The organism is Bacillus sp. BD59S (assembly GCF_007363175.1).
Taxonomy (GTDB): domain Bacteria; phylum Bacillota; class Bacilli; order Bacillales; family Bacillaceae_G; genus Bacillus_A; species Bacillus_A pacificus.
Genome location: NZ_CP034686.1, coordinates 221,283 through 247,500, shown reverse-complemented (window position 1 = coordinate 247,500; position 26,218 = coordinate 221,283). Strand labels below are relative to the sequence as shown.

23 protein-coding genes, 1 rRNA gene and 2 riboswitches are annotated in these 26,218 nt (G+C 35.6%); of the genes, 9 read left to right on the top strand and 15 right to left on the bottom strand.

What is annotated here, in order from left to right; all coding sequences use genetic code 11:
• Positions 1-28 precede the first annotated feature (28 nt).
• Positions 29-1,960, top strand: a complete 1,932-nt coding sequence (locus EKQ63_RS03305) for a glycosyltransferase (protein WP_088327797.1) — start codon at positions 29-31, stop codon at positions 1,958-1,960.
• 66 nt (positions 1,961-2,026) lie between these two features.
• Positions 2,027-2,800, top strand: a complete 774-nt coding sequence (locus tag EKQ63_RS03300) for a class I SAM-dependent methyltransferase (protein WP_087951320.1) — start codon at positions 2,027-2,029, stop codon at positions 2,798-2,800.
• A 40-nt stretch (positions 2,801-2,840) separates the two neighbouring features.
• On the opposite strand, the gene EKQ63_RS03295 is transcribed toward EKQ63_RS03300, so the two are convergent.
• A complete protein-coding gene (locus tag EKQ63_RS03295; RefSeq protein ID WP_088327799.1) occupies positions 2,841-3,785 on the bottom strand; it encodes an NAD-dependent epimerase/dehydratase family protein in 945 nt (314 codons plus the stop codon).
• A gap of 300 nt (positions 3,786-4,085) precedes the next feature.
• On the opposite strand from EKQ63_RS03295, the gene EKQ63_RS03290 reads away from it, so the two are divergent.
• The 4 genes from EKQ63_RS03290 to EKQ63_RS03275 all read left to right on the top strand — a co-directional run bounded on the left by EKQ63_RS03290 (position 4,086) and on the right by EKQ63_RS03275 (position 7,935).
• On the top strand, positions 4,086-4,880 hold the full coding sequence (locus tag EKQ63_RS03290) for a sulfotransferase family 2 domain-containing protein (RefSeq protein WP_087994008.1): 795 nt from the start codon (positions 4,086-4,088) through the stop codon (positions 4,878-4,880).
• A gap of 157 nt (positions 4,881-5,037) precedes the next feature.
• Complete coding sequence (locus tag EKQ63_RS03285) at positions 5,038-5,772, top strand: class I SAM-dependent methyltransferase (protein WP_087951323.1); 735 nt, start codon at positions 5,038-5,040, stop codon at positions 5,770-5,772.
• Complete coding sequence (locus EKQ63_RS03280; RefSeq protein ID WP_087951324.1) at positions 5,769-6,641, top strand: class I SAM-dependent methyltransferase; 873 nt, start codon at positions 5,769-5,771, stop codon at positions 6,639-6,641. The genes EKQ63_RS03285 and EKQ63_RS03280 overlap by 4 nt, the downstream gene beginning before the upstream one ends.
• 217 nt (positions 6,642-6,858) lie before the next feature.
• On the top strand, positions 6,859-7,935 hold the full coding sequence (locus EKQ63_RS03275; protein WP_087951325.1) for a glycosyltransferase WbsX family protein: 1,077 nt from the start codon (positions 6,859-6,861) through the stop codon (positions 7,933-7,935).
• A 14-nt stretch (positions 7,936-7,949) separates the two neighbouring features.
• On the opposite strand, the gene rrf is transcribed toward EKQ63_RS03275, so the two are convergent.
• The 9 genes from rrf to groES form a co-directional block, all read right to left on the bottom strand.
• Positions 7,950-8,065: ribosomal RNA gene (rrf, locus tag EKQ63_RS03270) — 5S ribosomal RNA — on the bottom strand.
• A gap of 375 nt (positions 8,066-8,440) precedes the next feature.
• On the bottom strand, positions 8,441-9,172 hold the full coding sequence (locus tag EKQ63_RS03260) for a DsbA family oxidoreductase (protein ID WP_087951343.1): 732 nt from the start codon (positions 9,170-9,172) through the stop codon (positions 8,441-8,443).
• Positions 9,173-9,337: 165 nt separating this feature from the next.
• Positions 9,338-10,297, bottom strand: a complete 960-nt coding sequence (locus EKQ63_RS03255) for an alpha/beta hydrolase (protein ID WP_087951342.1) — start codon at positions 10,295-10,297, stop codon at positions 9,338-9,340.
• A gap of 653 nt (positions 10,298-10,950) precedes the next feature.
• Positions 10,951-12,456: an aminopeptidase AmpS gene (gene ampS, locus EKQ63_RS03250; RefSeq protein WP_143880720.1), complete on the bottom strand. Its 1,506-nt coding sequence runs from the start codon at positions 12,454-12,456 to the stop codon at positions 10,951-10,953.
• Positions 12,440-13,141 (bottom strand): response regulator transcription factor, encoded by a 702-nt coding sequence (locus EKQ63_RS03245; protein ID WP_001262951.1) that lies wholly within the window; start codon positions 13,139-13,141, stop codon positions 12,440-12,442. Before EKQ63_RS03245 ends, ampS begins: the two co-directional genes overlap by 17 nt.
• Before the next feature lie 143 nt (positions 13,142-13,284).
• Positions 13,285-14,610: an NCS2 family permease gene (locus EKQ63_RS03240; protein ID WP_000833097.1), complete on the bottom strand. Its 1,326-nt coding sequence runs from the start codon at positions 14,608-14,610 to the stop codon at positions 13,285-13,287.
• A 127-nt stretch (positions 14,611-14,737) separates the two neighbouring features.
• A riboswitch (purine riboswitch) is annotated at positions 14,738-14,839 on the bottom strand.
• A gap of 154 nt (positions 14,840-14,993) precedes the next feature.
• Positions 14,994-16,532, bottom strand: coding sequence for a glutamine-hydrolyzing GMP synthase (guaA, locus tag EKQ63_RS03235; protein ID WP_000743900.1), 1,539 nt, complete (start codon positions 16,530-16,532; stop codon positions 14,994-14,996).
• Positions 16,533-16,696: 164 nt separating this feature from the next.
• A riboswitch (purine riboswitch) is annotated at positions 16,697-16,798 on the bottom strand.
• Positions 16,799-16,938: 140 nt separating this feature from the next.
• Positions 16,939-18,573 (bottom strand): chaperonin GroEL, encoded by a 1,635-nt coding sequence (gene groL / locus EKQ63_RS03230; protein ID WP_048553694.1) that lies wholly within the window; start codon positions 18,571-18,573, stop codon positions 16,939-16,941.
• Between the two features lie 38 nt (positions 18,574-18,611).
• Entirely contained in the window at positions 18,612-18,896 is a 285-nt protein-coding gene (groES, locus tag EKQ63_RS03225; protein WP_000917306.1) for a co-chaperone GroES, read from the bottom strand.
• 401 nt (positions 18,897-19,297) lie between these two features.
• On the opposite strand from groES, the gene EKQ63_RS03220 reads away from it, so the two are divergent.
• Positions 19,298-20,047 carry a CPBP family intramembrane glutamic endopeptidase gene (locus EKQ63_RS03220; protein ID WP_087952110.1) on the top strand — a complete coding sequence of 250 codons (750 nt, stop codon included), beginning with the start codon at positions 19,298-19,300 and terminating at the stop codon, positions 20,045-20,047.
• Complete coding sequence (locus tag EKQ63_RS03215) at positions 20,044-20,235, top strand: YdiK family protein (RefSeq protein WP_001246201.1); 192 nt, start codon at positions 20,044-20,046, stop codon at positions 20,233-20,235. Before EKQ63_RS03220 ends, EKQ63_RS03215 begins: the two co-directional genes overlap by 4 nt.
• 29 nt (positions 20,236-20,264) lie before the next feature.
• Here EKQ63_RS03215 and EKQ63_RS03210 read toward each other — a convergent pair whose 3' ends face one another.
• Complete coding sequence (locus EKQ63_RS03210) at positions 20,265-20,894, bottom strand: redox-sensing transcriptional repressor Rex (RefSeq protein WP_000437704.1); 630 nt, start codon at positions 20,892-20,894, stop codon at positions 20,265-20,267.
• A gap of 187 nt (positions 20,895-21,081) precedes the next feature.
• On the opposite strand from EKQ63_RS03210, the gene EKQ63_RS03205 reads away from it, so the two are divergent.
• The gene (locus tag EKQ63_RS03205) at positions 21,082-23,016 is read left to right on the top strand and encodes an ABC-F family ATP-binding cassette domain-containing protein (RefSeq protein ID WP_317624094.1); all 1,935 of its coding nucleotides are present in this window, start codon (positions 21,082-21,084) and stop codon (positions 23,014-23,016) included.
• A gap of 421 nt (positions 23,017-23,437) precedes the next feature.
• Here the strand turns inward: EKQ63_RS03205 and tsaD are convergent, their stop codons facing one another.
• From tsaD to tsaE, 4 genes are read right to left on the bottom strand one after another with little or no spacing between them, the layout of a single operon-like run.
• A complete protein-coding gene (gene tsaD, locus EKQ63_RS03200) occupies positions 23,438-24,454 on the bottom strand; it encodes a tRNA (adenosine(37)-N6)-threonylcarbamoyltransferase complex transferase subunit TsaD (RefSeq protein WP_143880718.1) in 1,017 nt (338 codons plus the stop codon).
• Positions 24,454-24,897 carry a ribosomal protein S18-alanine N-acetyltransferase gene (rimI, locus tag EKQ63_RS03195; RefSeq protein ID WP_140168528.1) on the bottom strand — a complete coding sequence of 148 codons (444 nt, stop codon included), beginning with the start codon at positions 24,895-24,897 and terminating at the stop codon, positions 24,454-24,456. Before rimI ends, tsaD begins: the two co-directional genes overlap by 1 nt.
• A 13-nt stretch (positions 24,898-24,910) precedes the next feature.
• Positions 24,911-25,603 carry a tRNA (adenosine(37)-N6)-threonylcarbamoyltransferase complex dimerization subunit type 1 TsaB gene (gene tsaB / locus EKQ63_RS03190; RefSeq protein ID WP_087952108.1) on the bottom strand — a complete coding sequence of 231 codons (693 nt, stop codon included), beginning with the start codon at positions 25,601-25,603 and terminating at the stop codon, positions 24,911-24,913.
• The gene (gene tsaE, locus EKQ63_RS03185) at positions 25,584-26,057 is read right to left on the bottom strand and encodes a tRNA (adenosine(37)-N6)-threonylcarbamoyltransferase complex ATPase subunit type 1 TsaE (protein WP_062821991.1); all 474 of its coding nucleotides are present in this window, start codon (positions 26,055-26,057) and stop codon (positions 25,584-25,586) included. The genes tsaB and tsaE overlap by 20 nt, the downstream gene beginning before the upstream one ends.
• Positions 26,058-26,218: the final 161 nt, after the last annotated feature.

The window sequence follows — 26,218 nt, the reverse complement described above, 5'->3', positions numbered from 1 at the left end:
ATCTAATTAACTTAGGAGGCGTTATGAAATGCATGTTAATAAGAAAATCATTTATGTATCCCATGATGCCCATTTCCACGGAGCACAGCTGCTTTCTTTACATACTATTAAAGCTCTTAAAGAAAATTTTCATTACTCCGTCGCAATTATTTCTATTGGAACGGGCATTTTAATCCAAGATTTTCAAAAGTATGGCCCTGTTTATTGCCTAGAGGAAAACTACCCAACGGAAGAAAAAGTCGAATTATTAATAAAGAAGTTATTATTAAAAGACTATACCATCGCCATATGTAGTACGGTCATAAGTGGTGATATAGTTGCATTACTAGCTAAACATAATATTAAAGTTATTTCATTAATACATGAATTGCCGCATTTAATACAACAGTACTCTGCTGAGGGAAAAGCAAGAAACATTGCCCAATCTGCTCATAAAATTGTCTTCCCTTCACAATACGTGTATGAAAAATTCCGTACAATCACCCAATTAGATCATCAAAAATGCCACATCCTCCCTCAAGGTTTGTTTAACCACAATCCTTATAAGAACAATATTGCAAAAGCGAGAAACGAATTACGAAAAAAACACGACCTGCCTCTAGATAGCAAAATCATTTTGGGGGTAGGTTTCGCTGATCATCGAAAAGGAATAGATTTATTCTCACTTATTGCTTACTCAGTAAGAAAGGTGCATACGAATATTCATTTTATCTGGGTTGGGAAAACAGATGTTCATTTTTTAAATACAATATCCCCAAGATATACAGCACATTTCACATTAGTGGATCCCACTCCAGATATCGGTTTATATAACGCCGGTGCTGATTTATATTTATTAACTTCAAGAGAAGACCCTTTCCCAAACGTAGTTTTAGAAGCATTAGATACAAAAGTCCCTGTTATAGGGTTTAAAAACGCTGGAGGTTTTGGAGATGTTGTTACGGAACAAACCGGTGCATTAGTGGACTATTTAAACTTACCGATGATGCTGGAAAAAATATATGAATTTATTGGGGATGAAGATTTACGATTACAAAAAGGGACCTTTGGCCAAGAACTTATTGAAAAAGATTTCAACTTTCTTCATTACGTTTATCAATTATTAAACTTGCTTGAGCATAATTATAAAAAAATAAGCGTCATTATACCGAACTATAATTACGAAAAATACTTACCCGAACGAGTTACATCAATATTAAATCAAACCTATCCCCTTTACGAACTAATTTTCCTAGACGATGCCTCTACTGACAATAGCGTATCTACATTTGAAAAGCTGCTCTCAAACGAAAATAAACACCACCTGAAAGTTCAGCAAATTATTAACGATAAAAACTCTGGTTCTGTATTTAATCAATGGATAAAAGGTGTCTCTGCAGCAACCGGTGATTATATTTGGATTGCTGAGGCCGATGACTTATGTGATCAGACATTTTTAGAAGAAGTAATACAAGGGTTTCATATAGATAGTGATGTTTCCTTAAGTTACACACAATCAAAGCAAATAGATGAACAAGGAAATATCTTGGCCAATCATTATTTGGATTACACAAACGATATTGATAAGGAAAAATGGCAGCGTTCTTATGTCCGAAAAGGGATAGATGAAATACAAGATACGTTACTTATCAAAAACACCATACCTAATGTCTCAAGTGTAGTTTTTAAAAACATAGATATAAAAACAACAGCAAAACAATTGGAAAAGTTTAAAGTAGCTGGCGATTGGTTTTTCTATGTTTCTCTCCTTAAAGAGGGGAACATTTATTTTAATCCAAAACCTCTAAACTATCATAGACAACATACAAATAGCGTAACAAGAACAGAAGATTCATATTCTCATTACAGTGAAGTTGTACAAATGCAGAATTTCATTAAAGATACCTTTGCTATCGACGACATTTCAAAAAAGAAAATGTACGCATATAGAAAGTACCTTAAAGCATATTTGAAGGTTTGATTATATATTTTCTTTACCATCCGTATCTCTTATAGATATTACTATTATTTAAGGGAGGGTTACTCTTTGAAAGAATTTATAGATGCAAATAAAGATTTGATTTCTCAAATTGCACAAAACTACAATGTAAATGCAAGTATCCATCCAGAGGATCATATCTTTCAATTCCTTGTCACGAATCCAGTCTTTCCATCTAAAAAAGAAGCAATAGATTATTATTTTAAAGATGGAAGAAAATCAGCAGAAACACTCTTAGATTTAATGACTTCCTTTTATCCTCCTGTAGACACTCCAATTAAATTATTAGAATTCGCATCCGGATATGGTTGCGTAACACGTCATTTATTAAACCTACAAACGAACTTACGTATAACTGCCTGTGATATACATGAAGAGGCTATTACTTTTCTTGAACGCACATTACATACATCATCTATCTTATCTCATCCTGAACCTGAACAAATAAAATTATCGTCTACGTATGATATCGTTTTTGGCCTATCCTTTTTTTCTCATATGCCTGATACAACTTGGTTTCGTTGGCTTCAAACATTGTATAATGCTGTTTCCCCTGGCGGATTATTCATTTTCACAACTCATGGATATCAAAGTAAAAAGTACTTCGGCTTCCCAGATTTAAATAAACAAGGTTATTGGTTTCTCCCCTCTAGTGAACAACTGGATTTAGATGTGCATCAATATGGGCAAACGATCGTTAGTCCCTCTTACGTATGTGACAAAATTAAATTATTACCTTATAATCCTATCATCAAAAAATACACTGAAGGTTTTTGGTGGGAACACCAAGACCTTTGGGTAATAAAAAAAGAAATAAAATAATAAACCATGCTCTACTTATACAGAAGTAGGGCATGATTTATTATTTTTTACTATATAAGAACTCTTCAATCCATAGCTTATTTAATCTAATTCCACTTTTGAAATCTATTTTCGGTTCCCAATTACATTCTCGTCTTACTCTATCTATATTTAAAATGATTTTTTGAACATTTTCTTGCTTTTGTTTATAGCAGATAAAGTCCACTTTTCTTTCCGTTAATTTCTCTAATTCTACTATAATTCGTTTTAAAGAGAGCCCCTTACCGCTCCCTATATTATATACACAAGATTTCAAGTGATTTAATTGCGATAGTTGTATAGTAACTTCTACTAAATCATCGATATAAATATAATCTCGAATAATCTCTTGTGGATTCCCATATATATTAATCTTTTCATTGCTGAGATGCTGATATAAAAAACAATTTATTGCTCCAACTTTCTTTAACGGGTTCTGATATTTTCCATACGGATTAGAATATCTACATACAACATAATCCATTCCATACTTTTTCTTATAAAAGTACAAATAATTTTCAAGCGACACCTTTGTTATTCCATAAGGAGAAAGTGGTTTTAATGGATGCTTCTCATCAATAGGTAAATATTCTGGTTCACCATAAACCGTGCCTCCAGAAGATGCTAATACAATTTTTTTAACCGGAAAATTTTTAACACTTTCCATGAAATTAAGAAAAAAAAGGCTACTATTTATATCTCCGAAAACATCTTCAATTGAAGTTGCTACATTAGACGTTGCAGCTAAATAAATAATAATATCCACATTCACTAAAGCTTTATATATATCTTCAACATTGGCTAAATCACCTTTAATAAATTCAACCTCACTTATAATATTTTGAGGGAAATTATTTATATGCCTGGAAAATACTTTTACATTTTGACCTTGTTTCAATAAACCTAATGCGAGGTTAATACCAATGAAACTATTTCCACCTACTATTAAATAATTATTCTTCCCCATAATATCCTCTCTAGTAATAAGATTTTTGCTTATCACACCTAGAAATACAAATAAATGAACTTGGACACTTTTATTATTCCTTCTCTTATAATTGTATGCCTCTTATACATTTTCATTATCTTTATTTTCTGTTGAGAATCGCTTTCTTATCTAAGATGATCGAAAAAACACTCATAATATTTACTCATTTCCATGAATATATTAGATTAGTAAAAACCTCTCTTCCCATATTCTCACTCGTTTATTCTATATTAAAAACCTTCTCCATAAATAAAACTTTCAAAAAGGAGCATTAAATTTATGAAGAATGTAAATCAAGAGCTGTTAAATCATGTAATTCTACATAAAGACCGAATTCCACATTTCCATAAAGACTTTCCGCTTATACTATTCTGGAGCCACAGAAGTGGATGTACTACATTAGCTAATTGGTTCTTTTTTCAAATTGGATTATTTACTGAAGCAAAAGAATACCATGACTTTATTCATTACTATGAATTCTGGGTGTATAAAAACAACACCAACTACATACCAGAGTTACAAAATGGGCTTCTAACAGCAGAAAAAGCTGTTTGTAAACTTGTACGAAATCCCTATACAAGGGCCGTCAGCTCATTTTTATTACTTGCTGACAATCCATATGCAATTCCTCAATGGGAAAGTATCCGCCAGTATTTATATAATGACAAATATAGTAACCGAGGAATATCATTTAAACAATTTTTATATTACGTTCGAGCATTAGGTCCCAATTCCCTAGCAATGGACATACATTTTAGTCAGCAATACGTTCCGGGTGAAGAAAATTTTATCCAACACTATATTCCTTTAGAAGATTTTAATACACAAATCACCAAGTTAGAACACACGTACGGTTTACTTAAATCCCATTTAGCGCTACTTACAAGCTCAGATCATCATCGCGCTCATAAGATGATTTATACAGGAAACTATGCGGAACTCAGCATTACAGATGCAGCCTTCCCTCGCTTTCCAACATATGAAAGTTTTTATGATAAAGAAACAATGGAGTTAGTTACAGAAATATATGCACAGGACTTTGAAATGTATCCTTACATAAAAGGAGTATTTTAAGTCGATACATCATTCTCCAATGAATAAAAGTGAATGTATCGCATAGCATAAAGTGAAACTTTAATTAATGTGGGTTCCCTACTTTTCACCCGCCCTCTTTGATTTCGCTAATTGTTGGCGTATGTCATATGGATTTTTCACACAGGAGTGATGTCATGTGGAAGGTAATTTAAAGCACAATACTGGATACTGTGTTATTTGCGAGAAAGAAGCTATATTTATAGAGCATAATGATTGGCTTAGAGATCACTACTTATGTTCTACATGCCACTCTATACCAAGGCAACGAGCTTTAATTCATGTTTTAAATACATTTTTCCCCAAATGGGGTTCCTATCATATTCACGAATCCTCTCCTGGAGGGATTACGACTCAGCTACTAATAAAAAACTGTAAAAACTATACATATTCTCAATACTTTAAAAACTACCCTCTTGGTCAATACTTTCAAGGAATTAGATGTGAGAACTTAGAAGACATGACTTTCCAAAATGAATCTTTTGATTTGTTCATTACGCAAGATGTCTTTGAACATGTAATGGAGCCAAACAAAGCCTTTAAAGAAATAGAACGTGTATTAAAGCATGGCGGCGCTCATGTGTTTACTGTCCCTTGGTACCACACACTCCCAAAAACTTTGCAAAGGGCAAGAATCAATAAGAATGGAATTGAGTATATTGAAGAGCCAATTTATCACGGAAATCCTATTGATGAGAATGGGGCTTTAGTAACATTTGATTGGGGCCAAGATATGATTGAATATATTTATGCCCATGCAAACATGTATACAATTGTTTATTTACAAAAGGATAGATCACTAGGATTAGATGCTGAATTTCTACATGTTTTTATTAGTAAAAAACACGAATATAATTTGGAGGTTAACAAATGAATAACTTTAAGTTAGGAAGTGATTTTGATAACCTTGTTAGTCCACTTTCTGATGTTGAACTTCTAAATCTATTTATACAAAGTTGTTCACAAACAAAGATAAATGGCACCCCAGTACCTATGTTCCCTCCTGAAGAAATTCAACAACAGTTTGTAGGTGCTTCCTATGAACATGCCCTTTATGAAGCATATTTGTTTTATAGACATGTAAAAACATATGCCCAAAATTTAGGTGTTCCCTTGAATAAAGAACGTAAAATTTTAGACTTTGGTTGCGGGTGGGGAAGAATTATACGCTTTTTTTTCAAAGATGTTCGCGATGAAAATTTACTTGGGATTGATGTAGATCCAGCAATGATTAACATTTGCAATGAAACGTTAGGAAGAGGAATATATAAAACCGCCAATCCACAACCTCCTGTAGAATTTATTAGTGACAATTCATTGGACATCATATTCGCTTATTCTGTATTCTCACATTTATCCGAAGAAACTGCAGAACATTGGATAAAGGAATTTTCAAGAATTCTTCGTCCAGGTGGAATCTTCATCGCTACAACACAAGCACGCTATTTTCTCGATTACTGTCAACAATTCCAGGAACACCCTGAATTTATTCAAACGGGTTGGCATAAAACTTTATCTCAAGCTTTTCCAGATATAAATCGGGCCATCTCGGATTATGAAAGCGGCAATTTTGTCCACAGTCCTACAGGAGCCGGAGACGTTAGAAATAGTAGCTTCTACGGAGAAACCGTTATACCTAGAACTTATATTAAAAATCACTATGAGAAGTATTTAAAGCTACGGGACTTCTTTGATGATGCAAACCGATTACCCCAAGCTCTATTTGTTCTCCAAAAAGATTAACTCTTTTCGCTCATTGTATAATGAAGATTATTTTATTTCTCAGCCGTATATATTAAAACATTAAAGATTTCCATATCAAGCAAACTGGACAAAAGGATTCATTATGAGGCATAAACAGAGTAAGTAAATAACGGTTCTCATACTTTAACTGGATTCGAAAAATCAAAAATATAACTTCCCACCACTTGAACTACGAAGCACATAAGGGGGATATATCTTGAAAATAATTGCTTTTTACTTACCACAGTTTCATCAAATAAAAGAAAATGACCGATGGTGGGGAAAAGGTTTTACTGAATGGACAAATACTAAAAGTGCACGACCTTTATTTTCAGGACACTATCAACCTAGAGAACCTTATCAAGATTTTTATTACGACTTAACCACCCCATCCGTAAGAAAGTGGCAAGCAGAAATTGCTAAAGCACACGGCATATATGGTTTTTGTTATTACCATTACTGGTTTAAAGGGAAGAGGCTATTGGAGAGACCATTTAATGAAGTACTTCAGATGGGCGAACCAGATTTTCCATTTTGCCTATCTTGGGCAAATGAACCGTGGACAAAAACTTGGGATGGTCTTGATAGTCACATATTAATGCCTCAAAATTACGGAGAATTATTAGATTGGAAAGAACACTTTGATTATTTATTACAAGCTTTCCAAGATGAGAGGTATATCCGTATAGATGATAAACCACTATTCATTATTTATCGTCCTGGGCATATACCTAATTGTGAGCAAATGCTTAACTACTGGAATACACTCGCACAAGAAAATGGTTTGAAAGGTATATACTTCGCAGAAACATTAAACAGCTTTCCACTTCCTAATATAAATAGATTTGATGCTAGCATTCAATTCGAGCCTTTTTATACAATTGCTCATGATAGTTCTTCGGACATAAATAAGATAATATATGAATCTGGTAAACAAATAAACGCTTGGGATTATGATAAAGTGTGGATGTATATATTAAAGCGATCTCCTTCAGAGAAAAAAACATTTCCCGGTGCCTTTGTTGACTGGGATAACACAGCACGCCGCAAAGACTTAAATAGCAGCATTTTCGTAGGCTCTACTCCTGAGAAGTTCACGATATATTTAAGTAAGCAAATCCAGCGCACCTATTCTCTTTACAACAGCGAGTTTTTATTTATTAATGCGTGGAATGAATGGGCAGAAGGTACTTACTTAGAACCAGATAAAAGGCATGGCTTTGCCTATTTAGAAGGAGTTAAACAAGCAATTAACAGAGGCATGAAAGCATACAAAAAAGACGAGTCATTCTGACTCGTCTTACAGTTGCTTGGCGACGTCCTACTCTCACAGGGACAAGGTCCCAACTACCATCGGCGCTAGAGAGCTTAACTTCCGTGTTCGGTATGGGAACGGGTGTGACCTCTCTGCCATCATCACCAAACTATGAACCGCCAGCGTTCATCCTGAGCCAGGATCAAACTCTCCAATAAAGTTAGTTTGTCTAGCATCTAAAATAAAAATTGACGTTTCACGTTGTTTGTTTCGTTCAGTTTTCAAAGAACTACTTGGTCGCTCGTTTACGACTTCCTTATGTTAACATTTTCAACTTTCAATGTCAACTAAGTTTTTTATTTCGTTTGTCGCTTTCGACGTTATTGTCATCGGCGACTTGTTCTATATTACACCTCTAAGTAGTAATCGTCAATACGTTTTTATAAAAAACTTCATTTTTTTAAAACCCTGTTTACATACCTCTTCTATAAGAATATATAAGCAACCCATATACTACTCTATGGGCTGCTTTCCATCATAAAAACTATTGTTCTTTTGAAGGTACCGAACAGCTTTCATCGGTACAAGACATATCACTTCCACCTTCTGAAGAAAGCTCTTGTAACTTAGGTGCAGGATTCTCTTCTTCCCACACTTGCTGAAGTGCACCAACAAAAGTTTCAAGTGGTTGCGCACCTGAAATAGCATATTTTTGATTAATAATAAAATAAGGCACTCCTGAAATTTGATATTGCTGAGCGATCGCTTCATCAACTCTAACATCATTTGTATATGCGCTTTTATCATTAATAACCTTTAAAGCTTCTTGTTTGTCTAAACCTGAAGCTTCAGCTATAGTAGCAAGCGTATCCACATCACTTAAATTTTTCGATTCAGTGAAATATGCAAAAAGTAGATTTTCCGTAATCTCTTTTTCTTTCCCTTGATCCTTTGCAAATTTCGCAAGACGATGCGCATCAAAAGTGTTCGTCGGCTTCATCTCATCAAAATTAAAACTTAAACCCATACTAGCTGCATGATTACCTAACTGTACGTTATTACGTTTCGCTTCTTCAATACTAATCCCATACTTTGATGCAAGTACTTCATTAATACTTGTCCCAGAATAGGTTGGAGCATTTTGGTCTAATTCAAAACTTTTAAACTCAACTTCAACATCCTTCTTATGAGGAAATTGCTCTAAAGCCACTTCTAATCTACGTTTCCCAATGTAGCAAAACGGGCATACAAAATCTGACCATACTTCAATTTTCATAGAAACACCTCATTAACATGTAGTTTTCAATCATTGTAGCACTGGCACTAAGGAATTCAAAAATTTATGCTTCAAGCCTTATATACTACAACCTAAAATGAATCTATAAATAGAAAAACGATAATCAAAAGTATTACCTTCTGATTATCGTATATATAAATTTAATTATGCTTGAATATATCTTCCCACGAACTTCCATACGGTATTCCAATACGTATTTGAATCTATCTTCTCAGCTTCTCCATGTCCAGCACCTGGAACAATTAATTTCTCTTTTTCTATTTTTGCAGCATTATATACTTCATCTAACATTTCAAAAGGAACGAATGTATCCGCATCCCCATGAATGAATAGCATCGGTGTTTTACTTTTTGCAACTTGTTTAATAGCTGAAGCTTCTTCTAAATCATATCCAGCTCTTAATTTTGTAACTGTATTGGCCGCATTCATAACAGGAAACTTCGGTAAATGGAATAGATCTTTTAGTTGATAAGTAAATTCACCAACAACAGTTGAGTATCCACAATCTTCAATAATAACTTTCACGTTAGAAGGTAAATCTTCACCTGAAGTCATCATTACAGTTGCCCCTCCCATTGAAACACCAAATAGTGCTATTTCAGCATTAGGGTCTTTCTTTACAATTTGTTGTATCCAAATCAAAATATCTTTACGATCGTGCCAGCCCATCCCTATATAATCACCTTCACTATTTCCATGCCCACGAAGATCTGGCGCTATAACGTTATATCCTTGTTCATAAAAATTCCGGATATATTTCGTCATTTTTGATGCCCTACTATCATATCCATGAACTACAATTGCCCATTTATGGCTAGATTGTTTATTCATATATTCATAACCTGTTAATTTCAACTTATCGAAAGAATTTATGTGTAGTGTATTAGGTTTATGATTTGAGACAAAGCTAGCATCCTTTTCTTCATTTGTAGCGAACACATCTCCTGATGCATTCACGGTTTCCACTAAGTGAGGATTATCCTCTAAAAACTCTTTCTCTTGTTTCGCATTCAACGCATAGTTATAAAAATAATTCCCGACTAATATATACACAATCACTAGAAGGACTAAGACTACTATAGTAATTATACCTATCTTTTTCATATTATCTCCTTTTAAAAAATTAAATCTTCCTATATTAAAGTACTTCAAAAAAATAACTGTACTATTTTAACATACCGATGATTACTTCCACAAAAAATAAAATAGAAAATCTTAAACTACACATTAAAAATAATGGAAGAAATTGAATATAAAAGAATAACTTGAGACTGATAAGAAGTTAGAAACACAAAAAAGACGAGTCATTCTGACTCGTCTTACAGTTGCTTGGCGACGTCCTACTCTCACAGGGACAAGGTCCCAACTACCATCGGCGCTAGAGAGCTTAACTTCCGTGTTCGGTATGGGAACAGGCACGCCGCCAGCGTTCATCCTGAGCCAGGATCAAACTCTCCAATAAAGTTAGTTTGTCTAGCATCATAAAATAAAAATTGACGTTTCACGTTGTTTGTTTCGTTCAGTTTTCAAAGAACTACTTAGCCGCTCATTTGCGACTTCCTTATGTTAACATTTTCACCTTTCAATGTCAACTAAGTTTTTCATTTCGTTTGCCGCTTTCGACGTTATTGTCATCGGCGACTTGTTCTATATTACACCTCTAATCTCTAACCGTCAACATGTTTTTCTAAAAAAATATAAAAAGGCTTATTCCTTTTAAAATAAGCCCTTTTATCATATATCATTCTATTCATTTATTATTTTTCTATAATTGGTAACGAGACGATAAACTGAATAATACCATCCTCATATTCAGCCCGAATACTACCACCTTGTAATTCAACAATACTTTTCGCAATCGCTAATCCAAGACCCGATCCTTCTGTTACTCTACTTCTAGATTGATCTTTCTTATAAAAGCGTTCAAACAAACTCGCTAACTCTTCTCTCGTAAACTCTTCACTATGATTCGCAATTACAATTTGTATATCCCGGCGCTGCCTTTGAAGGGAAACTTTTATCTGCCCATCATCTTTACTATACTTAATCGCGTTCATTAATAAATTATCAAATACACGAACCATCTTTTCCGAATCAATCGCTGCATAGGCACGTTCCTCAGGAAACTTCTTAACAAACGTAAGTCCATGCTCTTCCGCATGTGGTACTAACTCTTCTATTAATTGCTCTAATAACTCATTTATACATACTTCTTGTTTTTCTAATATAACTTGTTCATTCGTTAACTTCGTATACTCAAATAAATCTTCTATTAAATTCTTTAACTGCTCCGACTTCGCAAAAGCAATTCTCGTATACTCATCATGTTGTTCTTTATTTTCATATTTAGAATCTCGAAGCAATCGTAAGTAACCCATAACAGAAGTCAGTGGTGTACGTAAATCGTGAGATACATTCGTAATAAGCTCGTTCTTTTGCTTCTCTAATTTACGTTCCTTTTCTATATTATTCATAAGCTCTTCCGCCATATTATTAATATTCTCGGTTAAAGACGCAATCTCATCTTCACCTTTCTTCTCAATACGGTACGCCAAGTTGCCTTTTTCTATTTCCTTTACACCTTCTGCCATCGCTTCAATTTGTTTCATCTTTCTCTTTGTTATATAGAAGAAAGAGAAGATGAACACGAGTACACCAATTAAAAATGGGAATGGTCCTTCTTGCGTATCATACATTACTACACCATCCGGAATTCCACTAACGAACATGTATAAATTCTTATCTTCTATTGTAATAGGTGAAAAAGCTATAAATTCTTTTCTCGTATTTTCAAATATATCTTGACCATTTGAATAGTTGATCGCAAATGATGCCGCATTACGAATTGTATTATGCAAATCGATTTGCTCTTCTTGTGCCTGCTTCGTTTTATATAAAACTTTACCACTCTCATCAGTAACCAATATTTTTAAAGCTCTATTTCCTCGCTCTAAATTTTGATTCTCCGTTTCAATCATATTGGATATAGCTTCTAATTTATTTTCATGAACCGAACTATTTGCTGCTCTTTGAGCTTGGTAATTAATTTGTTGCATACCAGACCGATAATCAACAGTCGCTTGACGATTTGCATTCTCAAAAAACGGTGCAGCTCCCTTTGCAAAAAAAACTCCTAATAACGCACAAGCAGCGAAAGTAGTAATCAGTTGAATTCTGATACTCTTTCGTACGCTCTTTACTAATTTCTCAATTAATTGTCTTATTTTCCTTATATAAGTAAACGGATTAAATATCTTTTTCAATCTTATACCCCACTCCCCATACTGTTTTTATATATCTAGGCTTCCTTGGATTCTCCTCAATCTTTTCACGTACTTTTCGAATATGAACCATTACCGTGTTATCCGACTGGAAAGACCTTTCGTTCCAAACCTTTTCATAAATCTGCTCTGCACTAAAGACCATACCTGGATTACGGGCTAGTAATTCTAGAATTGAAAATTCCCTCGGGGTCAACTTCACTTCTTCTCCCTCTACAATAACTTTATGGGTTGAGATGTTTATTTTCATCTCTCCAATTTCTAGCTCGTCCTCGTTTTGTATAGCGAAACCATTCATTTTCATATAACGACGTAACTGAGATTTAATTCTTGCGATTAACTCTAACGGATTAAATGGTTTCGTCACGTAATCATCCGCACCTGTTGTTAACCCTAAAATCTTATCCATATCTTGCGTTTTCGCGGAAAGCATAATAATTGGCATTTCCTTTTCTTCCCTTACTTTCATACACATATGGATACCGTCTACTTTCGGCATCATAATATCTAATACGACTAGATGTACTTCATTTTCTTCTAGTAAACGTAATCCTTCTTCTCCGTCCCCTGCTTGCAATACTTTATATCCTTCATTCTTTAAATAGATTGTAATAAGATTTCTGATTTCTTTTTCATCATCTACGACAAGTATTGTTTCGTTTGCCACAATATCTCCCCCATCATTTTTTAATCCCTAACTTCTATTATAGGAAAACTTCTGAAGAAAAACGCTCGGAAATCCTTAAGATTTTCTGAAGACGCAAAAAAGGTCTAGACTCCCCTTAAGTCTAGACCTTTCAAAAACCCCTTTTATTTACGAACGTAGATGAAATATAGTACGAATAAAACTCCCATAACATACATAATTGGATGAATCTCTTTACGACGGCCGCTTACTACCATTGTAATTGGATAGAAGATAAAACCAATCGCAATTCCTGTTGCGATACTATACGTAAGTGGCATAGAGATAATTGTAAAGAATGCTGGTACTGCAATCTCGAATTTCTTCCAATCAATTTCCCCTAAGGAAGAAACCATCAAGATTCCTACAATAATTAATGCTGGTGCCGTTACAGCTGGTGTTACAACACTTAGTAATGGCGAGAAGAATAGTGCCAGTAAAAAGAATCCTGCTGTTACAACTGCTGTAAATCCAGAACGTCCACCCGCTGCTACCCCTGCAGAAGATTCAATGTACGACGTTGTTGTTGATGTACCTAAGATCGCACCAATTACAGTTGCAATCGCATCTGCAAATAATGCTTTTCCTGCACGTGGTAATTTATTGTTCTTCATTAATCCAGCTTGATTCGCAACCGCTACAAGTGTACCTGCTGTATCAAAGAAATCGATAAAGAAGAACGTTATAATAACAATCACCATTTGAACAGTGAAAATATCTCCGAAGTGCGTTAACGCCACACCGAACGTTGGTTCTAGACTCGGTATTGCTCCCACTACAGCTTTCGGAGTATCAATTAATCCTGTAGCTACTCCTAAGATTGCTGTAAGAATCATACCGTAGAAAACTGCACCATTTACTTTCTTAATCATAAAGATAATTGTCGTAACAACCCCGAAGATTGCTAGTAACGTTGTGCCCTTTGTTAAATCCCCCAACCCAACAAGAACAGCATCATTTTTCACGATAATTCCGGCATTTTGAAATCCAAGGAAAGCAATGAATAATCCGATACCTGCCGCTACTGCAAACTTTAACTCTGATGGAATTGCATTAATGATTTTTTCACGAATACCTGAAGCAGTAAGAATAATAAAGATAATACCTGACATTAACGTTCCAGCAATTGCCGTTTGCCATGGAATACCCATCGTTAACACTGCTGTATAAGCAAAGAACGCGTTAATTCCCATACCTGGTGCTAAAGCAATTGGATACTTCGCGAAAATACCCATAATTAACGAACCAATCGCTGCTGCTAATGCTGTAGCAACGAATACTGCACCTGGATCCATCCCTGTACCTGCCGGTAAACCTTTAACATTTCCAAGTGACAGCGTAGCAGGATTGACAAATAGTACGTAAGCCATAGATAGAAATGTCGTTAAACCTGCTATGAACTCTGTTTTATAATTCGTGCCGAGTTCATCAAACTGAAAATAGCGTTTCATCTTACGTTTCCCCCGTTATATGATTACTCGCCGTAATCCCCTAGCCCTCTTTTATCTATTAAAAATAAAAAAGGCTTCCATTGCATATACATGGAAGCGTTCTATAAATAAAGACAAGATTCCGCTCACCTTTATAAAAACGCCTCGTAGTCAAGCCATTTACGGTAGCTAGGTAGAAACTTTCGGGCCATATCCCCGATATTATACGACGGCATAATATTCACTTTTCGTTTGAATTACATACTCATATTAACTCTTGAAAGTATTTTTGTCAATTTAAATACGAACATTTTTATTAACTTTTATATTTTCGTTCGTATTAAACTCAAAATAAAAAAGATCCATCTATTGCATGAGCAATAGATGGATCTTTTATTATAATACTATTCCCACTCAATAGTTGCTGGTGGCTTACTCGTTACATCATACACGATACGGTTAACGTGTTTTACTTCGTTTACGATACGTACAGAGATTTTCTCTAATACGTCCCAAGGGATACGCGCCCAGTCAGCTGTCATACCGTCGATAGATGTTACTGCACGGATACCCACTGTGTAATCGTAAGTACGCTCGTCACCCATAACACCTACGCTACGCATACCAGGAAGCGCAGTGAAGTATTGCCAGATTTCGCGGTCTAAGCCTGCTTTAATAATTTCTTCACGTAAAATCGCATCAGATTCACGAACGATTTCTAATTTCTCTTCTGTGATTTCACCTAGTACACGAATACCAAGACCAGGACCTGGGAATGGTTGACGCCATACGATCTCATCAGGAATTCCTAGTTCAGATCCTAATACACGTACTTCATCTTTAAATAACGTGTTTAAAGGCTCAATTAATTTGAACTGCATGTCTTCTGGAAGTCCACCAACGTTATGGTGAGATTTAATTGTTTGTGCAGTTGCTGTACCACTTTCAACGATATCTGTGTACAGTGTACCTTGTGCTAAGAAGTCCATTCCTTCTAATTTAGAAGCTTCATCATCAAATACGTAAATGAATTCGTTACCGATAATTTTACGTTTTTGTTCTGGATCTTCTACACCTTTTAACTTGTTCATGAAGCGTTCTTTTGCATCCACTTTAATAACGTTCATATGGAAGCCTTCGCTAAATGTTTTCATAACACCTTCTGCTTCGCCTTTACGAAGTAAACCATGGTCAACGAAAATACATGTTAACTGATCGCCGATTGCTTTATGAATTAATACTGCTACAACAGAAGAATCTACACCGCCGCTAAGCGCACATAGTACTTTTTTGTCTCCAACAGTTTCACGGATTTTCTCTAGTTCTACTTCAATAAAGTTCTCCATGTTCCATCCTTCAGAACAGCCACATACGCCGAATACGAAGTTTTTAATTAGATCGTTACCGTGCTCAGAGTGACGTACTTCTGGGTGGAATTGTACACCGTATAAGTTTTTCGCTTCATTGCTCATACCAGCAATTGGGCAAGACTCACTTGTCGCGTCTACTACGAATCCTTCAGGTAAACCAGTTACTAAGTCGCCATGACTCATCCATACAACTTGCTCTTCTGGAAGGTTCGCATATAATTTTGACTCGTTCTCTACTTTCAGAACAGCTTTTCCGTACTCACGGTGGTTTGCACGCTCTACTGTACCACCGAATTGTTGCGTCATAAGTTGCATACCGTAACAAATACCGAAGATCGGTAATCCTAGGTCAAAGATTTTTTCATCACAATGTAATGCACCTTCACCATATACACTATTTGGTCCACCAGAGAAGATAATCCCTTTTGGATTCATTGCTTTAATTTCTTCTGCAGTAATTGTATGTGGATGAAGTTCACTGTATACACCGAACTCACGAATTCGACGTGCTATTAACTGATTGTATTGACTCCCAAAATCTAAAACGATAATTGTATCATGCTGCTTCTTCAAAATAATCACCCCAACGTTAGTTCTCGTATATAAATATTTTCACCAATTTGGCGAAAAGCATTACCAATATAATAAAAAAAGCCAGTCCTCCGCCTCTAGTCTCATAACAAAGAAAAGGCAGGGGTCTGGCTTTATAAAGAAAGATAGTCTCCGCTCTTTATAAATATAAGACACACTGCCTTCATAGTCAGGTTGTTTACGGTAACCCGGTAGAGACTCTCAAACCTTATCTTTGAGGATATATGAAGGATCGTTTTATATTATCTTCCTAGATTCTAACAATGAAGTATCAATATGGTCAAGAGAGAAAGCGACAAAATTCTACAGAAATTCATTTCCTTTTCTAAAAAACATAAAAAAACATCCATTTCTATATAGAAATGGATGTTTTTTAGGCCAAACGGAATTACATCATTCCGCCCATACCGCCCATGCCCATGCCGCCCATGTCAGGCATTGCTGGTGCATTTGGTTCTGGTTTGTCAGCTACTACAGCTTCAGTTGTTAAGAACATAGCTGCAACAGATGCTGCGTTTTGAAGTGCAGAGCGAGTTACTTTAGCTGGATCTACGATACCAGTTTCAAGCATGTTAACCCACTCGCCAGTAGCTGCGTTGAAACCAACGCCTACTTTTTCGCCTTTTAGACGCTCTACAACTACAGATCCTTCTAGACCAGCGTTGATTGCGATTTGACGAACTGGCTCTTCTAGTGCGCGAAGTACGATGTTAATACCTGTTGCTTCGTCGCCTTCAGCTACGATAGAAGCTACTTTTGTGTATACGTTCATAAGTGAAGTACCACCACCTGCAACGATACCTTCTTCTACTGCTGCACGAGTTGAGTTAAGTGCATCTTCAATGCGAAGTTTGCGCTCTTTTAACTCAGTTTCAGTTGCTGCACCTACTTTAATTACTGCTACGCCACCTGCAAGTTTTGCAAGACGCTCTTGTAATTTTTCACGATCGAATTCAGAAGTTGTTTCTTCTAATTGCGCACGGATTTGACCGATGCGAGCTTCGATTTGTTGTGTGCTTCCTACACCTTCAACTACAGTTGTGTTTTCTTTCGTTACAACAACTTTACCAGCGCGTCCTAAAGATTCAACTGTAGCAGATTTTAAGTCACGGCCTAATTCTTCAGTGATTACTTCGCCACCAGTTAAGATTGCGATATCTTCTAGCATTGCTTTACGACGGTCACCAAATCCAGGAGCTTTAACAGCTACTACATTGAATGTACCACGAAGTTTGTTCACTACTAATGTAGCTAATGCTTCGCCTTCTACATCTTCAGCAATGATAAGAAGTGGTTTACCTTGTTGTACCACTTGCTCTAATACTGGTAAGATTTCTTGAATGTTAGAAATCTTTTTGTCAGTGATTAAGATGTATGGGTTATCAAGAACTGCTTCCATTTTGTCAGAATCAGTAATCATGTAAGGAGATGCATATCCACGATCAAATTGCATACCTTCTACTACGTCTAATTCTGTTGTGAAACCTTTAGATTCTTCTAAAGTAATAACGCCGTCGTTACCAACGCGCTCCATTGCTTCAGCGATTAATTGACCTACTTCTTCATCAGCAGCAGAAATAGCAGCTACTTGTGCGATAGAAGATTTACCTTCAATTGGTTTAGAAATCGTTTTTAATTCTTCTACTGCAGCAACTACAGCTTTTTCGATACCTTTACGAAGACCCATTGGGTTCGCACCAGCTGTTACGTTTTTAAGACCTTCACGAATCATAGCTTGCGCTAATACAGTTGCAGTTGTTGTTCCGTCACCAGCTACATCATTTGTTTTGCTAGCAACTTCTGCTACTAATTTCGCACCCATGTTTTCGAATGCATCTTCTAATTCAATTTCTTTTGCGATTGTTACACCGTCATTTGTAATAAGTGGTGAACCGAATTTTTTCTCAAGAACAACGTTACGACCTTTTGGTCCAAGCGTTACTTTTACTGCGTTTGCAAGAGTGTCGACACCGCGAAGCATCGAACGACGTGCTTCTTCACTAAATTTAATATCTTTTGCCATAATAATTGACCCCCTTGGATTTTTTAAGATTTATATAATTAACCGATAACTGCTAAAATGTCACTTTCACGTAAAATCAAGTAGTCTGTACCTTCATATTTCACTTCAGTACCTGCATATTTTGAGAAGATGATAAGATCACCTGCTGCTACCTCTAAAGCAACACGCTCACCATTTTCAAGCACTCGACCAGTACCTACTGCAATAACTTTACCCTCTTGTGGTTTTTCTTTTGCTGTGTCTGGTAATACAATACCACTTGCTGTTTTTTCTTCCGCTTGAACAAGCTCAATTACAACGCGATCACCTAATGGCTTTAGCATGAACAATAACCTCCTCATTTTGTTATGTAAATTTTATTTATTAGCACTCAAGTCACTCGAGTGCTAACACACTTATAATAATAAATAATCTCAATTTCTTTTGCAAGTAAAAAAATCATAATTTTTTCGCAAATTAAGCTATAAACTTTTCTATATAGAGTTCCTCTTCTTCTACCTTTACTATATGAATCGTTGTTTCCACTACTCGTATGTTACAATATGAAAGGACACCCTAAGTTGTTTTCGCTACACACACAACTTTCTCCTGTCTTCTATTATAATTTCAATTAAGGATTTACAAAAAAAACATAATGTAAGTAAAGTTTATATCGTAGGTAGCATCTTTACATGTTATCCTACCTTATCTCATACACTAGAGTTAGAAAGGATGGTTAAACCATTTGAAAAAACAATATTGGTGGGTTATCGTTACATACATTTTAATGCAGTTATCATCAATTGCTGGATTACCACTTCTCCTGAAAACTGGACTTTATGATAACAGGGGATTTACTAGAGAAGAGAAATTACAACTCATAACTGGTCATTGGGCAATCATTAGCTTCTTTATTGCATTATGTATCGTACTTTGGTTACTTAGAACAGATATTCGCGACAGACATTTAGATACAAAGCGTTCTACTGTTCCAGCTACGATTGGTTGGATTTTTATCGGGTTCTTCTTAGCATTTTTCTCGCAAAGTATTGCTGGTATGATTGAAATGTATGTATTAGGTATTAAACCTGGATCTGAAAATACAGCGAGACTTATGGATATCGCAAGAACGACACCTTGGTTCCTTATCGTCATCTCTATAATAGGACCTATTTTGGAAGAAATCGTATTTAGAAAAATTTTATTTGGTACACTTTATAAGAAGTTTAACTTCTTTATTGCTGCTATCATTAGTTCTCTCGTATTCGCAGCAATTCATTTTGATTTCACTCACTTATTGGTATACACTGCTATGGGGCTCGTATTCGCTTTCTTATATGTAAAAACAAAGCGTATTATTGTCCCTATCGCAGCTCATGTTGCAATGAATACATTAGTTGCAATTGCTCAAGTTTTAGTGAGTAGCGAACAAATTCAAGAAATGATTAAAGAAGCTGAAAAAATGCAAGGCTTTATCGGAGGATTTTTAGTATGAGAAACTCACCATTGTTCATGGCTGCATTGTATTTCCTTCTAGGATGTATCTTTACACGCTTCGCCATTACGAACGTAACAGATACAATTTGGAATATGTGGACAATACTATTTGCAGTTATGGCAACGATTGATTTTAATTTGGCACTTCGCCTTATCTTAGTTAAATTCACAAAGAAAAAACAATAATAAAACGCAGAGGTCGCTTCCTCTGCGTTTTATTGTGGATAATTCTTCAAAAAGTAAACTAACGTTTGTAACTCTACTGCTAAATCAATATGATGAATTCTTATATTGTCTGACACATTTAAGCGTGCTGGTGTAAAATTCAAAATACCATGCACGTTTGTTTCTGCCAATCTATCGGCTACAGATTGTGCTACTGTAGCGGGTACTGTTAATATTGCCACTTGTATATCAGTTGATAAACGTTCTTCTAATTCATCTAAGTGATATACAGGAATGCCTCCGATTTCTGTTCCAACTTTCTCTTCACTAACATCAAACGCCATTTCAATTTTTGTATTATTGTTTTTCGTGAAATTATAATGTAAGAAAGCGGTCCCTAAATTACCTACTCCAATAAGCGCTACACGTGTTATATCATCTTGGTCGAGTGTTTCACGGAAAAATGATAATAAATAATTTACGTTATATCCATATCCTTTTTTCCCTAATGCTCCAAAGTATGAGAAATCTCTTCGAATTGTTGCGGAATCAACCTTTACCGCTTCACTTAATTCGGCTGATGAAACACGTTGCTTACCAGACAAAGATAAGTTTTGGATAAATCGATAGTATAGAGGCAATCTCTTAGCAGTGGCTTGTGGAATTTTCTGCTGCTCCATATAACCTCTCCTCTCTTCCTATCTTTATTCATATGCTTTAATCAAATACAGAAGTTTAGCACTTATTAAATTCCTTGTATAATAGAAAGAAGAAGTATTCTCTCTGTATTTTAAACTATACACTATTTTTAGTATGATTGAGAAATATAAACATGGCAAAGTTAAGAAATTATTTGAGGTGAAAACATTGATTTTATTACAAGTAAACGCGCTTTCGAAATTATACGGTGCAGAAACGATTCTTGCAAACATAAAATTAGAAGTTCAAACGAAAGATCGTATCGCATTAGTCGGACGAAATGGAGCCGGAAAATCTACATTATTAAAAATAATAGCGGGTGAGCTATCTCATGATAGTGGCGAAATTATAAAACCGAAAGATGTCTCAATTGGATATCTAGCTCAAAATACCGGTTTAGAAACGTCTTTAACAATTTGGGATGAAATGTTAACCGTCTTTACACACTTGCAGCAAATGGAGGCAAAACTTCGAAGGCTAGAGCAAGAGATGGGAAAAGAAGAAAACTTTTCAAACGAGGCTACATATGAAAGATTATTAGCTGATTATGACCAATTACAATTAGATTATAAAGATCAAGGTGGCTATCAGTACGAAGCAGATATCCGTTCGATTTTAAGTGGTCTTGGCTTCCCAGTTGAAACGCACCAGACGACGATTTCTACATTAAGCGGTGGACAAAAAACACGATTAGCTCTCGGTAAATTATTATTAACGAAACCAGACCTACTTATTTTGGACGAGCCTACAAACCATTTAGACATCGAAACATTAACATGGCTTGAACAATATTTACAAGGTTATCCTGGCGCAATACTAATCGTTTCCCATGACCGTTATTTCTTAGATAAACTTGTTACACAAGTATATGAAATTTCGAATAAAGAAAGTAGACGATTTGTTGGTAACTACAGTAAATATTTAGACTTAAAATCAGCACTATACGAGCAAGAAATGAAACGTTATGAAAAACAACAAGATGAAATCGCTAAGCTAGAGGACTTCGTTCAAAAAAATATAGCTCGTGCATCTACGACAAAACGTGCGCAAAGCCGTCGTAAACAATTAGATCGTATGGAACTATTAACAAGACCATTAGGTGACTCTAAGTCAGCTTCCTTCCACTTCGATATTGAAAAACAAAGTGGAAATGATGTGTTACAAGTAAAGGATGCAACTATCGGCTATGATAAGGATCCAATTATTGAACATGTAACAATGCGCTTAACTCGCGGAGATAGCGTTGCTTTAGTTGGTCCAAATGGAATTGGGAAATCCACATTATTAAAATCAATTGTGAATAAGCTACCACTATTACATGGTGATGTTTCTTTCGGATCCAATGTATCTGTTGGTTACTATGATCAAGAACAAGCCAATTTAACATCTTCTAAGCGCGTTTTAAATGAGTTATGGGATGAATATCCACTGCAACCCGAAAAAGAAATTCGCACGATACTAGGTAACTTCTTATTCACAGGAGATGATGTACTAAAACCAGTATCATCTCTTAGTGGTGGACAAAAAGCTCGATTAGCTCTCGCAAAACTTATGATGCAAAAATCGAATTTATTAATTCTCGATGAGCCTACAAACCATCTTGATTTAAATAGTAAAGAGATTTTGGAGAATGCTTTGATTGATTATCCTGGTACTCTTCTCTTTGTATCTCATGACCGCTACTTTATTAATCGTGTAACGACGACCGTTGTTGAGTTATCAACAGAAGGTGCACAGGAATATTTAGGGGACTATGATTACTACGTTGAAAAGAAAAATGAGATGATTGAACGTGCTGAATTTGAACAACAAGAACAGCAAGAAAATCAGCCACCTGTTCAAAAAACCGTAGCTCCAGAAAAATTAAATTATCTCGAAGAAAAAGAGCGCAAAAAGTTGGAGCGTCAACGCACTCGAAAAATCGAGGAACTAGAACAAAATATCGTAGAATTCGAAGAAGAAATTGCTACGTTAGAAGATCAACTTTGCTTACCAGAAATATATGCAGATTATGAAAAGGCTAGTGAAATTACAACGAAAAAGCAAACACTACAAGAACAACTTGATGCTTGTATGGCAGAATGGGAAGAATTGCATTTATAAGAGTATGAATAAGAAGGATGTCTCATCAGTCGGGATTTTTGACGATGGGACATCCTTTTTATCTTCTAGCCATGGTCAACCTCTATTGTATAAACGATTCGACACGAGATATCGATTTACCGACAAGGTTTGACAATATTAGCCCCCCCCTTATAATAAGGGCATATTTCAAAATGTTTTTTAGAGATACCTTCTTCGTTTTTATTTCCCGAAAAAGGATAGATTCAAAGGTCAGACTTCATCTATTTTATCCACAAGTTTATACACATATCCACCTTTATAAAATAAACATCTAAATAACTTTTCCACATTATCCACAATCAACAAAAAAGTTATCAACATTTTATATACACAATAAAACCCATATTATCAACAGATAATATGGGTTTTATCCACAAGCTGTGGTTAATTTTGTGTATAACTATGCTTCGATATCTAATCCCGGATTAGCATTTAAAGCTAATGTAGCACGTTTTCCTTGTTCATATGCAATTGTACCTGCCGCTGCAATCATTGCTGCATTATCTGTGCATAAAGATAGAGGAGGAATAATTAGCTCTACATTTTCTTTTTGTGCAAATTCTCCTTCTAAACGTGCACGAAGTCCTTTATTCGCAGCTACTCCACCAGCAAGAAGCACTTGCTTTACGTTATAAGCATCTGCTGCACGAGATGCTTTCGTTACTAACACATCAATTACACTCTCTTGGAAACTTGCTGCTAAATCTTCCGGTGCAATTTCTATCCCACGTTGTTTTGCGTTATGCACAGTGTTGATAACTGCTGATTTTAATCCGCTAAAACTGAAATCATATGAATCAGGTTCCAGCCATGCACGAGGTAAATCGATTGTTGGTTTCCCTTCATGTGCAAGACGATCAATATGGGGACCACCTGGATATGGCATAGATAACGTACGAGCTACTTTATCATATGCCTCTCCTGCTGCATCATCTCGCGTTTCACCAATTACTTCAAATGAACCATGTTCTTTCATATAAACAAGCTCTGTATGTCCACCAGATACCACAAGTGATAGCAATGGGAATTGAACTTCTTTTACTAAACGATTCGCATAAATGTGGCCAGCGATATGATGAACACCCACTAGAGGGATATCATGTGCAAAAGCCACTGCTTTCGCTGCATTTACCCCTATTAAAAGCGCTCCTACTAAACCAGGACCTTCTGTTACAGCAATTGCATCAATATCATCAAATGTAATATTCGCTTCTTTTAAAGCTTCTTCTAACACAACTGTAATTTCTTCTACATGATGACGGGATGCAATCTCTGGTACAACTCCACCAAAACGTTTATGACTTTCAATTTGTGATGCAACGACATTCGCAATAATTTCCGTTCCATTTTTAACAACCGCTACTGCTGTTTCATCACAACTTGTTTCAATACCAAGTATAATCGTATTTTTTTCCATTATATATTCACCCACATTACGAGACCATCTTCCTGATTGTCTGCATAGTATCGTTTACGAATTCCACCATTTTGAAATCCGTATTTTCTGTACAACTGCTTTGCTACTTCATTTGATACACGTACTTCAAGTGTCATCGTTTTTACCCCTAGAGCTTTCGCTTCGGAAATAACTTCTTTCAATAAAGCATCTCCTAGCTTTTGACCTCTATATTCTGGCAAAATAGCTATATTTGTTATATGTGATTCATCAATAATTATCCACAATCCACAATATCCAATTACACGACCATCTTTTTCTAGCACAACATAATGTGCATGTTCATTCATCGTTAACTCGCGGTAAAAGGCATCTGCAGTCCAAGGAGTTGAAAAAGATGCTTCTTCAATTGCTACAATTTGAGCGATATCATCGAGTTCCATCTTTCTAAATATCATATCCATCCTCTGCAAGCTCCTACTTGTTTTGACTTTCTAACCACTTTGTTTCAGCTTCAGCTAAACGAAGGTAACTAGGAACAAATGAATGTACATCTTGTTCTTCTTTTTGTAATCCTAAGAACGCTAGCTCACTTGGTCTTGGGTTATTTTTAGTGAAAGGAGCAAATACAGCTTGATCGCCTAAATGTTCAATAATTGTTTCTTTGTGTAGTTTCACATCGTTACCAATAAATAAAACAGGCTTTCCTTTATCCTTTAACATTTGCAACCAGTCTACAATAAGGATGATTCGGTCTTCTTCTATAGAAGTTAAACCCTCTCCTTCATATGTATATAAGCCCGTATAAATTTGTCCACGTCTTCCATCGAATAAAGGACAGATTAACCCATCAAAATTAGCTCCGTTTGCAGCCACTACTTCTAAACTTGATACACCTACAATTGGTATTTGAAGTGACCAAGCTAATGTTTTGGCAGCTGTCACGCCTATACGAACACCTGTATATGATCCTGGTCCAGCAGCTACAACTATTTTAGTTAATTCTTTCGGTTTTACACCACATTCTTTTAACAGTTGTTCTACAGCTGGCATAAGACGCACAGAATGATTTTTTGTTAAATTTGTAATGATTTCCCCAATTACGTTTCCTTCTTCAATAAGGGATACACCCATTACGTAATTTGAAGTATCAATTGCTAGTACTTTCATCTTGTAATAGCTCCTCACATAATCTAATATAGCGATCTCCAATCGGCTCGAGTACAATGTTTCTTGTGTCATCTCCAGCATGGAATAAACTAATTTGTAGCTTCTCATTTGGTAAATATGCTTCTATTAAATGAGCCCATTCTACTACCGTAATTCCTTCACCGTAGAAATACTCATCAAAACCTAAGTCTTCTTCACTTTCTGCTAAGCGATACACGTCCATATGATATAGCGGTAATCTCCCTTTATATTCTTTAATAATATTAAAGGTAGGGCTATTTACAACTCTTTTCACTCCAAGACCTTTTGCTAGTCCTTTTGTAAAAGTCGTCTTACCAGCTCCAAGATCTCCTTCTAAAATAATTACATCTTGTGCCCGAGCAAGTTCACCAAGTTTTTCTGATAATCTTTGTGTTTCCTCAGATGATTTTGTTGTTATTTCATATTTACTCACAGACTTCACCTACTTTACTCACAATGTTCTCTGCTCTTTATTATACAGGTTTTGAATATATAAAAAAGTCCTTAGGAGTTTTCCTAAGGATAGTTTGACTGTCTTTATTAGTTTTTTGTTAAAACAAATAAAAAAATACGAAACAACATGTTTCGTTCTTT

What these genes read in the sequence shown, in the direction of transcription:
- EKQ63_RS03305 (WP_088327797.1), top strand. Translation starts at nt 29, where the DNA reads ATGCATGTTAATAAGAAAATCATTTATGTATCCCATGATGCCCATTTC.
- EKQ63_RS03295 (WP_088327799.1), bottom strand. Translation starts at nt 3,785, where the DNA reads ATGGGGAAGAATAATTATTTAATAGTAGGTGGAAATAGTTTCATTGGT.
- EKQ63_RS03290 (WP_087994008.1), top strand. Translation starts at nt 4,086, where the DNA reads ATGAAGAATGTAAATCAAGAGCTGTTAAATCATGTAATTCTACATAAA.
- EKQ63_RS03280 (WP_087951324.1), top strand. Translation starts at nt 5,769, where the DNA reads ATGAATAACTTTAAGTTAGGAAGTGATTTTGATAACCTTGTTAGTCCA.
- EKQ63_RS03260 (WP_087951343.1), bottom strand. Translation starts at nt 9,172, where the DNA reads ATGAAAATTGAAGTATGGTCAGATTTTGTATGCCCGTTTTGCTACATT.
- EKQ63_RS03255 (WP_087951342.1), bottom strand. Translation starts at nt 10,297, where the DNA reads ATGAAAAAGATAGGTATAATTACTATAGTAGTCTTAGTCCTTCTAGTG.
- EKQ63_RS03240 (WP_000833097.1), bottom strand. Translation starts at nt 14,610, where the DNA reads ATGAAACGCTATTTTCAGTTTGATGAACTCGGCACGAATTATAAAACA.
- groL (WP_048553694.1), bottom strand. Translation starts at nt 18,573, where the DNA reads ATGGCAAAAGATATTAAATTTAGTGAAGAAGCACGTCGTTCGATGCTT.
- groES (WP_000917306.1), bottom strand. Translation starts at nt 18,896, where the DNA reads ATGCTAAAGCCATTAGGTGATCGCGTTGTAATTGAGCTTGTTCAAGCG.
- EKQ63_RS03215 (WP_001246201.1), top strand. Translation starts at nt 20,044, where the DNA reads ATGAGAAACTCACCATTGTTCATGGCTGCATTGTATTTCCTTCTAGGA.
- EKQ63_RS03210 (WP_000437704.1), bottom strand. Translation starts at nt 20,894, where the DNA reads ATGGAGCAGCAGAAAATTCCACAAGCCACTGCTAAGAGATTGCCTCTA.
- tsaD (WP_143880718.1), bottom strand. Translation starts at nt 24,454, where the DNA reads ATGGAAAAAAATACGATTATACTTGGTATTGAAACAAGTTGTGATGAA.
- rimI (WP_140168528.1), bottom strand. Translation starts at nt 24,897, where the DNA reads ATGGATATGATATTTAGAAAGATGGAACTCGATGATATCGCTCAAATT.
- tsaB (WP_087952108.1), bottom strand. Translation starts at nt 25,603, where the DNA reads ATGAAAGTACTAGCAATTGATACTTCAAATTACGTAATGGGTGTATCC.